Below are 13,979 nucleotides of genomic sequence, written 5' to 3' on the forward strand. Positions count from 1 at the left end.
CCGTATTCCTCCATCGATCGCGGCGCCCGTGAGCTGGTCATACTCTTTCCTTCATTTACCCGTATCAGTGGCTCGCAACATGGTGAAAGACGATGACGTCCCAGCCTAATGCGAGGATGAGTTCTCCAGTTGGCCCAGTTGCTACAGTGCCGACTTGCTGGAAGTCGAAGACGGCAACCTCGTCTCCCGTGGCAAGGTCCCAGGCTCGCGTGGCGTAGTAGCCGACGGTGACGGCGATGGGGCGGTCGTCGAGGTGGGTGCAGGCCACTGCTCTTACGCCCTTGGTGAGTTTGGTGAGTTCGGTGCCGGTGGCGAGGTCCCAGATCCGCGCGACGGTGTCATTGTCGGTAGTGACGGCGATGGCCCGGCCGTCGAGGTGGGTGCAGGCCACAGCGCGAACCCGGCTTTTGTGGGTGAAGGTGGCGAGTTTGGTGCCCGTGGCGAGATCCCAAACCTGGGCGGCGTCGCCGTTGGTGATGACGGCGACGGGGCGGCCCTCGAGGCGGGTGCAGGTCACGGCATTGTCCATCCCGGCGTAGAGGCTGAATGTGGTGAGCTGGGTGAGTTCGGTGCCGGTGGCGACGTCCCAGAGTCTTGCGGCGTCGGTGCCGGTGGTGACGGCAATGGCGCGGCCGCCGAGGTGGGTGCAGGCCACGGCGTTCACCGACCCTGTGTGCATGGTGGTGAGTTCGGTGCCGGTGGCGAGGTCCCAGACTCGTACGAATTCGTCGCGGCCGGCGGTGACTGCGACGGGACGGCCGTCGAGGTGGGTGCAGGCCACGGCGTTCACCCACCCTGTGTGCTTGGTGAAGGTGGTGAGTTCGGTGCCGGTGCTGAGATCCCAGACTCGCGCGGTCGCGTCCTCGCCCGCGGTGACGACCACCGACAAGCCTTCTAGCACACCGGATGCCCCGGCCAAAACCGCAGCAGAATGACCCGCTGCTGCGGTCAAACGCGTGATTTCGATCGGTAGTTGCCAGACTCGTGCGATGTTGCCGCTGGCGGTGACGACGACGGGGCGTCCGTCGAGGTTGGTGCAGGCCACCGCCATCACCGATCTGATGTGTTCGGTGAAGGCGGTGAGTTCGGTGCCGGTGGCGAGGTCCCACACTCGGGCCGTGTTGTCATTAGCAACGGTGACGGCAACTGGGCGCGCGTTGAGGTGTGTACAAGCCACGGAATAGATCCACCCGGTATGCCCGGTGAAGGTGGTGAGTTCGGTGCCGGTGGCGAGGTCCCACGCACGTGCGGTGTCGTCGTCGGTCGTGACGGCGATGAGCCGGTCGTCGAGGTGGGTGCAGGCCACCGCCTTCACCCACCCGGTGTGGCTGGTGAAGGTGGTGAGTTCGGTGCCGGTGGCGAGGTCCCACACTCGGGCCGTGTTGTCATCGCTGGTGGTGACGGCGACCGGGTGGCCGCTGAGGTGGGTGCAGGCTACCGCCCTCACCCGGCCGGTGTGCCCGGTGAAGGTGGTGAGTTCGGTGCCGGTGGCGAGGTCCCACACTCGTGCGGCTTCTTCGTCAGCGGTGACGGCGACGGCGCGGCCTTCAAGATGGGTGCAGGCCACGTCGTTCACCCATCCGGTGTGTTTGATGAAGGCGGTGATTTCATCGCCGGTGGCGATGTCCCAGACCCGAGCGACGCCGTCGGAGCCGGCCGTAACGACGTGGGGGCGGCCGGCGAGGACGGTACAGGCCATCGCACTCACCCATCCCATTTGGTCACTCAAGGTGATGAGCTCGGTGCCGGCGCCAGTGCCGGTGGCGAGATCCCATACTCGTACGGCTTCTTCGTCAGCGGTGACGGCCACGGCGCGGCCGTCGAGGTGAGTGCACGCCACCGCCATCACGTCGCTGACATGTTCGGTGAAGGCGGTGAGGAGGGTACTAGCAGCTTGCTGTCCCGTTGCCCAGCGCGGTCGCCAAGTCAATGACGCGGACAGGTCCTGTTGGAGCCGCGAGGCTCGAAAGCGAGCGGCATCGGCAGCAAGGACTTGGCGGCGTCGCGAGGGTGACAGATGACGGTGTATGTGCGAGGTGCAGCGGTAGACAGCGGCGGTGAGTGCGCCGGTGTCGGTGGTGGTCTGGTGTAACGCAGGTAGGAGGGCGTCTGGTTCCGCGTGCACGAGGTAGTCGGTGTCGGTGAGCAGCGCGTCGATTCTGCCTGCGAGGGCGGCGTGGGTGGCGAGGTGGCGCAAGGTGTACGGGTGGGCGCGCGTCCAGTCAAGACGGCCGTCGAGCCTACGCGCGACGCGGGAGGCCAGGACCTCAGCGATGGCGCCATGGAGGGCGGCAGCATCGACGCCCTTTCGTAAGTAGTCGGCGAGAGCTTGGTGGTAGAGCCGGTAAGTGGAGCAGCCATCCTCGGTAGCTTCGACGACATAGGAACCTGCGTGTTTGCGAAGCCAGAGCAGATCGTCGTCAGTGTAGGTAATTCCGGCAGCGCGCGAGGCAACGGCGGCCCAGATGTCCTCCCACGGCAGACCCTGCCCTTCGGCGAACGCGAGTGGGCGGAGCAAGTCTCGGACCTTCTTGGCCTTCTTACTGAAGCGTGTTTCGAGGTCGCGGTGCATTGCCTCGCCAGGCAACCGGGGAAGCGCCCGGCGCCAGCCTGAATCCTGCGGGTCGACGGTTCGGTCTCGGGCAGCGAGTGTCGCGCTGGTGATCCGCGCGACCAGAAACGAGGGACTAGCGGCTGCGGCGACGGCTTCCGCGACCGCGCGCAGCCGTTCAGGCTTCTCTTTGCGGTAGGGGCTGTTGGGGCTGGCTTCGAGCAGGCAAGTGGCGGTGTAAGTGGTGAGCGCCTGCAGGTCGGCGTACCGGTCGGCGTCCAAGTCGATTGCGGTGTCGCGTCGGTGGCCGAGACGGTCGAGGAGGAAGTCTCGAGTGCCGACGAGCAGCCGTATTTTCCCGGCGGCGTGGTCGAGGAGGGGGCGTAGCAGGTGGCGGGTCAGGTCGTCGGGGTCGGCCGCTTCGTCGAGAGCGTCGATGAGCACGGTCAGCGGCGCGTCTCTGTCGACGAGCTCCTCCAGGAGCTGGACGGGGGTGTCGGCGCGGAAGCGGGCGGCGGTTGCGATACCAGCGAGAACATGGTGGGTAGTCAGACTCTGGGCATAGATCGCGACGTCCACTGAGGTGAGCGCCGGGACGACTGCTGCCGGAAGTCCGAGGGAATGCACGGGAACTGTGCCGCGGCGCTGGGGATCAGTCAGGGCAGCGATCAGGCCCAGCACGGCGGTCTTGCCCGATCCCGGGTTGCCGGTGACGACCTGCAGCGGTCGGGCCGGGTCGGGGTGGTGTAGCCAGGCGGTGATGTCCAGCAGTGCGGTGTGGCGGCCGGCGAACCACCAGCCGCCGGTGCCGCTGCTGTTGCCGCCCATCGCCCGGACTAGGAACCGGTTCCGCAGTTCGGTGTCGCGGCGTTCTTCGTGAACTTCGAATTCGCTGGCGTGCTGGAAAGCCAGGTCGACCCTGGTCATGCTCGGACGGTGTCGCGGGTTGGGAAGGAACGGTGGAACTTCGCCGGTCAGCCCGGCGACGCTGTAGCCGATCGTCTGGTGACCGGGCTTGTCGCTGTCGGCGTTCATTGCCCGGACGATCGAGTCGAGTGGTAGGACCGCGGGAGTGGTTCCGGCGGTGGTCAGGGAGCCGACGGCGTCGCGCAGCAGTCGCGGGAACGCACCAGTTGCGGCTTGCTCAGAAGATTGGGCCGAGGTGATGACGGCAAGACCCGATCCATGGGTATCGCCCCACTTACGGGTCATGGACGTGATGGCGGCGGCGGTGAATTCGTCGCCGCCGTGGCTGGAGTAGCAGGTGTCCAGCATCAGCAGCACCCGCCGGATCCGCGTCCCGCGGAGCATCTTGCGGGCCAGTTCGACGGTTGGCAGCGCATCGTCGACGTCGTCGGGATCGGCGTCCACGGTCAGCAGCATGTGCTCGTGGGCGTCATCGAGAACCTCACCGTGGCAGCCCAGGTAAACGGCGACGATGTCGTCGGGGCGTCGGGCCTCGTCACGGCAGAACGCCCGCAGCTGCGTGGTCAGCTGCTCTCCGGTCGGGTCGAGGCCGAGGGAGCGGACATGCTGATAGCCGAGCTCTCGGGTGAACAGGGTGACGATCTGTTCGCAAGCCTCGATGAGTCCGGGCCGGTTCCACTGCGGCGCCTTGGGGTAGTGCGCGACTGCGGTGGCAACCAGGTAGCGTCGGGGTCCGTCCGAGTCAGCCGGCATGCATGCCTCCCGCGATGGCTGCGCCGGTGAGCTCGTCGGTGAGGTAGGCGGTGAGGGCGTAGGCGGGAGCACAGTTGTTGGCCACGTCGTTGATCTCCCGAGGCCCGAAACGTGGTCGGACGTATTTCTCAAGCGCGACGTCGGAGCGGTCGGCTACGTTCATACCTACCAAGTCGTCGGAACTAGGCCACGTCCCGGACCGGTCGCGTGGAGTCGGGGCGAGCCGGTCGAAGATCAGATTGGCGATGCCGAGCGGTGAATCGAAGATGACCCGTGCGCGGGCCTGGTGGTGCGGCATCGAAGCGAGCGCTTGGTCGGCGATCACCGACCCGACCGCTTGCTCTGTCACCACCCGGCTCTCCGCGGTGATCAGCTTGCCGACCGCGGTGCGAGCCTCTGCTCGCGGATGCGGACCCTGTTGGTAGCGGCGGAACTGTTTGAGGTCAAACACCAGCGCCCGTTGAGCCAGGCCACCGAACAAGCGCGAACCGGACAGCTGCGGTATAGCCGTCTGCGCCGCGCCTAGCACCCGGACCAGCGTCGACGTCTCCGGCGGCCCCACCTTCCGATCCACCCACGCCGCATCCGGCCACCAGGCGAGCAGCCGATGCACCTCGAGGCCCGGGCCGATGTCGTCGGCGGTGAATATTGGGTCGCCGACGGCCGACCGTTCGCCGGGTGAGCGGAGAAGGTCCCCGTAGAAACCCATCACGATGTCCTCGGCCGTGGCCGCGTCGCGGTGGCCGGCCCGGGTGGGGCCAGCAGTGCAAGTGTCCGGTCGCGAAGCAGTTTCCGCTTGCCGGCGACCGGCTGTCCGATGCCGTGCACGCACACGATCCGCTCCACGACGCCTCCCAACGCGCGAGCGCACGAGTCTACGGGTGCGCCACGGCTAGCGATCGCATGCGACACTGTGGCCGTTCCGGTGCTCCTCGCGACCACTCAAACGGCCTAGCGGGGTAGGTGCCGACCGCAGTCACGCCGAAGGGCGTATAGAAACGATCAGGCCGATGGACGACGGAAGACGATGAGGGTCGTGTGCCGACCACAGTCACGCCGAAAGGCGTATAGAAACCGGAAGTTCTGCTGGATGTCGCGGCCCGTGAAGTTGTGTCGACCACAGTCACGCCGAAGGGCGTATAGAAGCCCGACCGCAACCACGGTAGCTGCCAGTCCGGTCTCGACGTGTCGACTGCAGTAACGCCGAAGGGCGTATTGAAACTTGGGCCGGTAGTCAGTTACGCACGGATTCGCGTGTGCTGACCACATTCACGCCAAAGGAGCGTATAGAACCGGTGCTGCTGCTGTCATGCCGTCCGAATGACAAAGGCGCCGACCGCAGTCACGCCGACTGGCGTATAGGACCTGCTGCCGAACGCCACGATCAGGTATTCCCAAGCCACCCCGAGCCAGCTCCCGTCCCCGCTGCGGCTTGACAACCACTGTGAGACTGCGCGGGCGGCCTGGTGGTCGCTGTCAGGATGGCCCGGCGGTGCGGGATGACTCGTTGACAACTTGGCCGTTTCCGAACGCGCCTTGCCTATGACACGTCTCCCACGCCGTTCGGGCCGGCCTGGCCCACCCAGTGGCCTGATAAGCAGCCCGTCCCTCGAGCACCGCGCCACCATCCGGGCGATGCGGTCCACCGCCCACCGCATCCAAGCACTCAAGACCGAGGCGAACGAGCTCGAACGCGACATCGCGCGCCTGGTCGACGACGTCCACCCCGAGCTGGCGCAGCTGCCCGGCGTCGGCGCCCTCAGCGCAGCACAAATCCTGATCAGCTGGTCCCACCACGGCAGGCTTCGCTCCGAAGCCGCGTTCGCCAGCCTCGCCGGCGCCGCACCGTTCCCCGCCTCCTCAGGCCTGACCAACCGCCACCGCCTCAACCGAGGAGGCGATCGTCAGCTCAACCGGGCGCTGCACACCATCGTGCTGACCCGCAGCCGGATCGACCCCGCGACCCGCGCCTACATCACCCGCCGACTGGCCGAGGGCAAGACCCTCCGAGAGATCAAACGCTGCCTCAAACGGATCATCGCCCGCCAGTTCTTCCGCACCCTCCAGCAACACCACACACCAACCACGCCGGCAACCCTTGACGCCACATAGCAGCGTAATAGGGACACCCCCCGCTCATCCGCAGCATCGGCGGCAGGTGGGAATTACGGCTGCCCGGGAGGCCCTGCAGCGCCGGGCACACCGGAGGCCGATGAGTCGGGCGTTCCCGTGCAGGACGTCGTGCACCCGTTGGATCGGACCTCGTTGGACAAAATCGATTTCTCGGTGGAGCATCGACCTTGTTCTGGTGCGCGCAAGAAGCTGGGATGCAGTGTCAGCGAGCATTATTCATACTGCATGTGAAGTTGGCCACCTGGACATGTGGCGGATGGGAAAGTGAGATCGTCGTGCCGAGATGATGGGACTCCACGCCTGCTGGGAGTGTGTCGAGCTTCTGTCCTCTGGACTTGGTCAACTCCTTTGCTTGTGCAGAGTCGGCGTAAAAGAGATCAATGGCATAGTCCAGGCTGTTTTCTGCGCGGGTATCGTCACCAAGTTGCACTGTCGTTACCCACGGTTGGGAGTTGGAATCGACCCGATGAGCGGCCTGCAGGTCACTCTCGCTAGGTGGATAATTCGAATCAGCCCGAGCGACGTATAAGACTGGGTCGCCTATGGCGTGGACGGCGATCCACAAGGATGAACTGCCTGGCAGGTTCTTCTGGTATCCGTGAAACCGATAGCACAAGCCATCGGATAGTTTTGGGGGCTCAATGATGCCGCCTATGACAGTGCTGGCGTCAGCTTTGTTCTTTGTGTCATTTGCGATGTCAAGGGCTTCCTGTGACGTGTGGTAGCTTAAGATCACGCCGGCTACCGAAACGAGCAGCGCTGCGGCAGCAAGCAGATGGGCGATGTTGCGTGTCCAAAAGTTGGTCGCTGAGGAGCCGCCTGTCGTCACCTGCCACCTGCCAGTTCGCCTGCTTGTGCTGCTTGATGCTCCAAGAGTCGCCCAATAAGCGCGATATGTTACGCGTTAGCCTGAAGAAGCCCGATTTGCAACCCGCAGACGTCCGAGAAATTCATTCGGAGGCGGCGCCACGCTCTCGTCGTGCCGGCGCTGCGCTCGTTCGGGCGAGTATGGAGCGGCTGCGCCGGCATTTCGATCCGACCGCGGTGAGGTGAAGCTGTGTTCGACGACGAGCACACCCGTCGGGTCGAGCTGACCGCCGCAGTTGCCAGCTTTGGTCCTCGGCGGCGGCGTGCCAGCGCCAACTGGAACACGGCCACCGTGGCCGGACGACCACGCGCGGCCCCGGGGCGACCTCGTGCACGTCGACGGCGGGACGCTGAGGCTCGGCTTATACCGCGCCGCACGCCCGCCGGTTGGTGGCTCCGCCGGCCGTCCGGACCGAGTCAGGGCAGCGGCAGGCCCTGCTGCTGCGGCCGGTCACCGGCGAACAGCGCTCGGAAACGAGCCCACGTCCGCGCGATCGACGGCTTCGCGCTTCCGGCGTCCTCCTCGGCCGTGCTCGGGGCGTCGGGCTCTGCGGTGGCCACGGCCGCGAGTGGCGCAGCTTCCTCGGCGCCCACATCCGCCAGCCTGGTCACCAGCGCGCCCGTGCGGAGCTGGCGCCAGCGACGCAGGACGTGCTCGATGTCTTCGGTAGTGAGGCCGCTGACGCTGAGCGGGCTGATCAGCTGGTCCGCGTTGCGGGGCATGCGCTCGTTCCCGGTCAGGCTGTACAGCTGCGCTCGGGGGATTCCCGCAGCGACGGCGAGGTACTTCAGGGGGATCCCGGACCGGCGGGCCACGGCGTTGAGGACGGCGGCGAGCTCGGCCGGGGTAGTGATGTCCTGCTCGTAGTCGGACAGCCAGACATGCTTGGGACGGAAGATCCCGACGACGTCGGCGTCGTCGTCGAGGAACTGCATGACCTCGGCGGCGCGGATCTGTCGGGCCCCGGGAGGTGCTCCCGGCCGGTCCGCCGCCGCGAGCACGACGAGGCTGACCTGCCTGCCGTCGGCGTACTGGTCGATCACGTGCTCCGCCGGCGTCAGGGCCACGCCGAAATTCTGCTGCAAGGAGTCCCCGACCGGAGCGAAAAGGTACCCGCGGCGTCGAGAACCGCCTCGCACGCCATCGGCAAGGTGACCTCATCGGCGACACGGAGTGCCGCGTCGATGTCGGAATATCGGTCCGCGCGCCCCTTTGCCAGCGACCCGCCCGGCTCGATGTTGAGCAACTGCGCGAGTCGGACAGCGGGAGTTCACCAGTGCAGACGCCACGCGGCGCGCGGTCCGGGGCATCTACCGCTTCAGCGCGACGCCGCCGAGCGCCGCCCGGACAGCGACGTCCGGGTCGTCCGTTGGGTCGGGCCGCCACTGCTCGACCGGGACCAGCCCGGGGTCGAGGAGCTCGAGGGTGCCGAAGAAGGCCATCAGCTCGTCGCGGCTGCGCAGGACGCCCGGGGTGCTGCTCTGTTTGCTGACCTTTTCGAGGTTCTTCAGCTGGTCCTGCTCGATCTCGTCGACGTCGGCCGGGCTGATGTGCGACAGCACGTACCGGGAACCGGACGGCAGCAGTTCGCGATAGGTTTGCGCCGCTTCGCGTACGCCGGTCGAGTCTGGGAGGAAGTGCAGCACTGCGACGGTCAGCAGGCCGATCGGCTTGCCGGGATCCAGGACGCCGGTGGCGAACGCGGCGTCCCAGACCTCGTCGGCGTCGCACAGGTTCGCGTGCAGCACGGCGTGCCGGTTCGGGTCGCCGTTCTTCTCCAGCAGCAGCCGCGCGTGCGCGACGGCGACCGGCTCGATGTCGACGTACACGCATCGGCTGTGCGGGTTGACCTCGTCGGCGACCTCGTGCACGTTGCGCATGGTCGGGACGCCGGAGCCGAGGTCGAGGAACTGCGTGATGCCCTCGGCCAGGCAGTGCCGCACCGCGCGGCCGAGGAACGCCCGGTTCGCGCGGGTCGCCTCGCGCAGCAGGGGGTAGGCCTTGAGCGCCTGCTCGCCGTACTGCCGGTCGATGGCCCAGTTCGCGGTGCCGCCGAGTGCCCAGTCGTAGGTGCGGGCGGCGTTGGGCCGGTCCAGGTCGATGCCTTGCGAGGCGTAGTCGGGGTCCACGCCGTCCTCCTCCGTGCTGGGGTGCCCCGCAGAGTATTCACCACGGCCCGGTGCCGGGCGCGACCATTGGCCGAGGCAGCGGCCGGAGGCACGGTGCGATCGTGCCGGGTGAAGATCACCGATCCCACGGGTGGCAAGTGGACGGTCGTCCGGCAGGTCGGCGCCTGGCGGCGAAAGTGCGGGGCGATGTGGGCGGTGGAGGTGGTGCCGGGCGGGCTGGGCAACGACCCTGTCTCGGCTGATGGAGGAGGACGAGCGCGAGCAGATCGGCCATTGTCTGGCCGAAGGTAGGCACGGCATCGTCGCCGGGGGCGCGCGGGGCGCGCGCAGGCAGACTCGCCCGGAGGGTCTGTTGGCCGATGGTCAGTAACGCCCGTATGACCAGAGACGTCTCTCTGTGAGCGGTGACATCGAGCCGCGTTCGGCCTGGCGGCGAGCACGCCCCGCCTTGCCTCCGGGTCTGTGACAGCCGATTCGCGCGTCTGCCCGCGATGGGGTTGCTCAGGACAGCAGGTGCCGGCGCCGCCAGCGGCCGTCTGAGCGGCGGCTATTCCCAGGGCAGGAGGGTGGGATCAAACGGGACTGTCGGGACCACGGTCAGGTAGCGGCCGTTTCCCGGGTCTACCCGAAGCCAGCCTTGCGCGGCGAGCTTTCGCGTGAGGTTTTGCGCGGTGTGCTTGCTGTAACCGGTCAGCGTCGCCAGCGCGCGACGGTCGGGGAACGGCAGACCAGCTCCCTGGCGGCTGATCTCCTCAACGATGGTCTCAGCGATCGACCGAACGGAAAGGCCGATGAGGACCGGAAGCTCGAGGTCAGGCTTACTGGTCACGTGCCACGCGCGGCCCGCCTGGCAGTAGTAGCTACGGATCGGGACCAGCCCACGCAGCCCCGGCCGAAGACGCCGGTCAGCAGCTTGCTTCGAGGAGTACGCGACCTTTCCGCACGAGGCGCACAGCAAGGACCCATCGGCGCTGTTCGCGCCGTGCAGTGTAGGTCGACACAGCAGAAATCCCGGCGAGGGCCATTCGGTCCGCGACGCCTGCGCGGTCAGCTCGACCCTGTCTCGTCCGACTTCCGAACCTCGTCCGTCTGGGACGGGCTCAGCAGGTGATCGCCTGTGTCGGCGGAGTCGTGTTGTCGAGCCGCTTGACGTAGGCGTCCCCGCTGCGCCGCGCGCACGCGGAATCCCTGGTGGCGAACGGTCCACTGTAGACGGCGTAGATGTCGGTGCCGTTCAGCTGCTGCCGCAGCGAGCCGCAGCCGGTGGTCGGCGCGTGCAGGTAGGCCGCGCCGGGGTGGGCGTCGAGGACCCGCTGGACGTCGGCGCGGTAGCGGGCCGGGGTGACGGCGGAGCCGAGGATCACGATGAAGGACCCGTCGCACGCGGGGGTGCTCATCGCGGTCGCGAGCCTGAGGTCGGCGCCGGCGGAGACGCTGGTGGCCACGGACGTCCGGATGGTCATCTGGGTGGTCGTGACCGGCGGGGCCGTCACCGGCGGCGTGGTCGACAGTGGCGTGGTCGACGGTGTTGACGACGTCGAGGGCGGTGTCGTGCCGGCCGTCGTCGTTCCGGCCTGCGAGGAGGGCTTCAGGATCGTGAACCACCCGGCGACGGCCACCAGAGCGAGCAGCGCGACCGCGGCGACCAGCCAAGGCGCCTTCGAAGCCCGCCGCCCTCCGGTCACGGGCGCGACTCGGGTGGCCTGGCGCGTCGGGGGAGCGGTGGCGTGGACCGGGATCGTGCCGCCGAGCGCGGCCCGGGCGGCGTCTGCCAGTTCCGTGACACTGCCGAACCGCGCCGCGGGATCCTTCGCCATGCCCTGCGCGATGACGGCGTCGAACGCCGCGGGCAGGCCGGGCCGCAGGTCGCCCGGCCGGGGCGGTGGCTGGTGCAGGTGGGCGCCGATCAGCGACGCGGCCGTCGTCGCCGCGAACGGTTTGCTGCCGGTCAGGCACTGGTGCAGGACGCAGGCCAGCGAATAGACGTCGACGCGGTGGTCGGTGGGCGCGTCGGTGAAGCGCTCCGGAGCCATGTAGTCGAGCGTGCCGACGGCGGCGCCGGTCGCGGTGAGTTCCGTGCCGGGCCCGGCTGCGCGGGCGATGCCGAAGTCCACGAGGTAGGCGAATCCGGTCGCGCCGACGAGCACGTTCGACGGCTTGACGTCCCGGTGCACCAGGCCTTCCGCGTGCGCGGCGGCGAGGGCCTGGGCGACCTGCGCGACGACGTCGACTGCCTCGGCGGGGGCCAGTGCGCCGCCCGCGGCCAGCCGGGTGCCGAGGTCGTCGCCTTCGACCAAGCGCATGTCTAGGTAGAGGCGGCCGTCGATCTCGCCGTAGGCGTGGATCGGGATCACGTGCGGCTCGCGTAGCCGCGCCACCGCGTGCGCCTCCCGCCGGAACCGCTCCTGGAACTCGCGGTCGGTGCCGAACTCCGGCGCGAGCAGCTTCAGCGCCACGACGCGGTCGTGGCGCGTGTCGTAGGCGCGCAGGACCTCGCCCATGCCGCCGCGGGCGATCAGCGACTCGACGCGGTACGGCCCGAACTGCCAGCTCACGCGTTTCCCTCCGCCAGGCACCCGGACACCGGGAAGTCGTGTGCCCCGAGTCCGGGCGTTACACCGGATCCGCGCGGCAGGGTATCGCGAGGTCGTGCCGTCCGAGGACGTTCGGGTCGGCTGGAGCCTCACAGTTTGTCAACCGGGAGCGGGTGCCCTGTCACCACAGGTCGTCAAGACCACTGACGTGTTTGAGGTTGGTTCGTGCGTCTTCGGTGAGCAGGCATGTGCGAGGGGGGATCTGGAAATGGAATGTCAGTCCTGGGTGCCATGATCTGTCCATGAGTTACGACTTGGCGGTCTGGGAAGGCCAACGGCCGGACGGTGACGACGAAGCCAGTGAGATTTTCGCGGAGCTCGCTGAGCGCTACCTGGAGGAAGACGAGGTACCGGCGACTCCGAAGATCGCACGTTTCATCGAGGCTCTCGTGCGGCGCTGGGGGACCTCGAAGACACCGAGGACTCTCCGTGGGCCACCGGCGGGACCGGAGACGCGAGCGGCCCGGTGCTTCACATCAACATCAGGTTCGGCGATGAGAGGGTGGGGGAAGTGTCTGCCTACGTCGCCGGGCTGGCACAGGAGCACGGTCTGGTGTGTTACGACTTCCAACAGAACCGCGTCCGCCCGTGACTTCCCTCCCGAGACAACTCTCCACCTCCCAGCCTCCGGCGGCCATACGGGGTGGGTGAGCGAGCCGATCCCGCTGTTCCCGGGTCGCCCGGGTCGACCCGGTGCAGTTCGCCGCGGCGCAGCACCGGCTGTTCACCGGGATGCGGCTGCACATCGGGCGCTCCGACATCGCCCACCAGGTCGCCTGGGTGCCCTGGATCAACAGCCTCACCCTGCCCGCACCCGCCTGCCACCAAGGCTGGTCCGGGCTCGGCGCCGGCGGTGAGATCACCCCCACCTAACAGCAGGTCAGCTGCCGCAAGTGCCTGCGGTTGGTCGGCGAACCCGACGATCTGCGCAGCACGCCCTGTTCGCTCTGGCCGAGCCTGGCGCTCCCAAGCCGTTCTGATCTGGCTCGACTGGCGCCCTGGTCGGCAACGCTGACCAGCACGCCGTGCGGTTGCTGCAAGCGATGGGTCTCGAATAGCGCGGGCCGCTACCGTTTTCCGTAGCGTCGAGCACGCGGGCCGGCGCGCTCCCTACCCTTCGGCGCGCCGGCCCGCCTCGTCCATCCTTGTTCGGAGATTCTCGGTTACCGAGCAGCAGAACTCTCCTTGATTACCTGCTAGTAGGACTCTGGCTACCTGCCGTAGTGCTGGCGGGTAGCTGGGGGGTTCGCCGGAGAGCTTGCGAACTCTGTCAGGACCTGCGGGTGCGCGATCAACACAGCGCCCGCGATGGCGACGACGAGCACGGTTCCAACGACGAGCCATCGCGTCATCTGGAGCAGGCGTTCGCCCGTCTCGGGGTCGGCCAGCAGGTTGACGATCCGGCCGGGCAGGCGCTCAGAGTTCACCTCCTCGCTGTCTTCGAAGTGGCGCCAGATGATCTCTGCGGCGCGACGCCAGGCTTGTGACCAGCGGCAACGGCCACCGCCGTCACCGTGACGTCTGCTGCCTTGGCCTGTACTCTTGCTCATTGGAACGAACTTCCTTCCGTGTTTAGCCGCATCGGTGGAGTTTGTTTCGCCTGCGCCCGGCTTGTTCCCGCAAGTCGGGCGCTTACTACGTTGCTTCGCTCGTGCATCTCACTTTCAATCACTGCTTCCATTGGATAATCAATTTCGTCGTATTTTTCGTTTTGTCACTTTGGTGTTTTCCAGTTCGAATCATCTTCGGTATTGTCGTTAAAGACTGCGACGGAACTTCGCGCGCTTCGTATCTCTGGCGCGCCACACGTGTCTAAGCTGTCTGATCTGGGCAAACGTACGCGGGGTCGGTGTGCATGCTCGTGAAGAGCTACCTCCTGATGGCTGTGTGATCTCCCGAGTCGGGCTGGTGCAGCACGGGTTCACTGACGGTCGCGATGGGGTGAATGGTCACGACCGGCAGCTTAGTTGGACCCTTCTGGTAGACCTGCATCAGACCGTGACGCGCCGACGCGGATGACCAGG

Annotated in this window: 10 protein-coding genes; 2 read left to right on the forward strand and 8 right to left on the reverse strand. The window is 67.2% G+C overall.

Annotated features, from left to right (window positions below):
* Nucleotides 1–64: 64 nt before the first annotated feature.
* Both CF165_RS38390 and CF165_RS38395 read right to left on the reverse strand, forming a co-directional pair.
* A complete protein-coding gene (locus tag CF165_RS38390) occupies nucleotides 65–4,231 on the reverse strand; it encodes a caspase family protein (protein WP_143268742.1) in 4,167 nt (1,388 codons plus the stop codon).
* Complete coding sequence (locus CF165_RS38395; protein ID WP_093952510.1) at nucleotides 4,221–4,940, reverse strand: hypothetical protein; 720 nt, start codon at nucleotides 4,938–4,940, stop codon at nucleotides 4,221–4,223. The genes CF165_RS38390 and CF165_RS38395 overlap by 11 nt, the downstream gene beginning before the upstream one ends.
* Nucleotides 4,941–5,866: 926 nt before the next feature.
* Here CF165_RS38395 and CF165_RS38400 point away from each other — a divergent pair.
* Nucleotides 5,867–6,343 (forward strand): transposase, encoded by a 477-nt coding sequence (locus tag CF165_RS38400; protein ID WP_158226877.1) that lies wholly within the window; start codon nucleotides 5,867–5,869, stop codon nucleotides 6,341–6,343.
* Between the two features lie 223 nt (nucleotides 6,344–6,566).
* On the opposite strand, the gene CF165_RS50520 is transcribed toward CF165_RS38400, so the two are convergent.
* The 5 genes from CF165_RS50520 to CF165_RS38420 form a co-directional block, all read right to left on the reverse strand.
* The gene (locus CF165_RS50520; RefSeq protein ID WP_143268744.1) at nucleotides 6,567–7,193 is read right to left on the reverse strand and encodes a hypothetical protein; all 627 of its coding nucleotides are present in this window, start codon (nucleotides 7,191–7,193) and stop codon (nucleotides 6,567–6,569) included.
* Between the two features lie 455 nt (nucleotides 7,194–7,648).
* On the reverse strand, nucleotides 7,649–8,299 hold the full coding sequence (locus tag CF165_RS38405; protein ID WP_143268745.1) for a hypothetical protein: 651 nt from the start codon (nucleotides 8,297–8,299) through the stop codon (nucleotides 7,649–7,651).
* Nucleotides 8,300–8,542: 243 nt separating this feature from the next.
* On the reverse strand, nucleotides 8,543–9,361 hold the full coding sequence (locus CF165_RS38410) for an SAM-dependent methyltransferase (RefSeq protein ID WP_093952513.1): 819 nt from the start codon (nucleotides 9,359–9,361) through the stop codon (nucleotides 8,543–8,545).
* Between the two features lie 547 nt (nucleotides 9,362–9,908).
* Entirely contained in the window at nucleotides 9,909–10,190 is a 282-nt protein-coding gene (locus CF165_RS38415; RefSeq protein WP_143268747.1) for a LexA family transcriptional regulator, read from the reverse strand.
* Between the two features lie 271 nt (nucleotides 10,191–10,461).
* Nucleotides 10,462–11,916 (reverse strand): serine/threonine-protein kinase, encoded by a 1,455-nt coding sequence (locus CF165_RS38420; protein ID WP_093952515.1) that lies wholly within the window; start codon nucleotides 11,914–11,916, stop codon nucleotides 10,462–10,464.
* Nucleotides 11,917–12,648: 732 nt separating this feature from the next.
* Between CF165_RS38420 and CF165_RS38430 the strand changes: the two genes are divergently transcribed.
* Nucleotides 12,649–12,828: a hypothetical protein gene (locus CF165_RS38430; protein ID WP_093952516.1), complete on the forward strand. Its 180-nt coding sequence runs from the start codon at nucleotides 12,649–12,651 to the stop codon at nucleotides 12,826–12,828.
* A gap of 338 nt (nucleotides 12,829–13,166) precedes the next feature.
* On the opposite strand, the gene CF165_RS50525 is transcribed toward CF165_RS38430, so the two are convergent.
* Nucleotides 13,167–13,505 carry a hypothetical protein gene (locus CF165_RS50525; RefSeq protein ID WP_143268748.1) on the reverse strand — a complete coding sequence of 113 codons (339 nt, stop codon included), beginning with the start codon at nucleotides 13,503–13,505 and terminating at the stop codon, nucleotides 13,167–13,169.
* Between the last annotated feature and the right edge of the window lie 474 nt (nucleotides 13,506–13,979).

Source organism: Amycolatopsis vastitatis, assembly GCF_002234595.1.
GTDB classification, from domain to species: domain Bacteria; phylum Actinomycetota; class Actinomycetes; order Mycobacteriales; family Pseudonocardiaceae; genus Amycolatopsis; species Amycolatopsis vastitatis.

Coding starts and splice junctions, on each gene's coding strand:
- CF165_RS38395 (WP_093952510.1), bottom strand. CDS start 4,940: ATGGGTTTCTACGGGGACCTTCTCCGCTCACCCGGCGAACGGTCGGCC.
- CF165_RS50525 (WP_143268748.1), bottom strand. CDS start 13,505: ATGAGCAAGAGTACAGGCCAAGGCAGCAGACGTCACGGTGACGGCGGT.
- CF165_RS38400 (WP_158226877.1), top strand. CDS start 5,867: ATGCGGTCCACCGCCCACCGCATCCAAGCACTCAAGACCGAGGCGAAC.
- CF165_RS38390 (WP_143268742.1), bottom strand. CDS start 4,231: ATGCCGGCTGACTCGGACGGACCCCGACGCTACCTGGTTGCCACCGCA.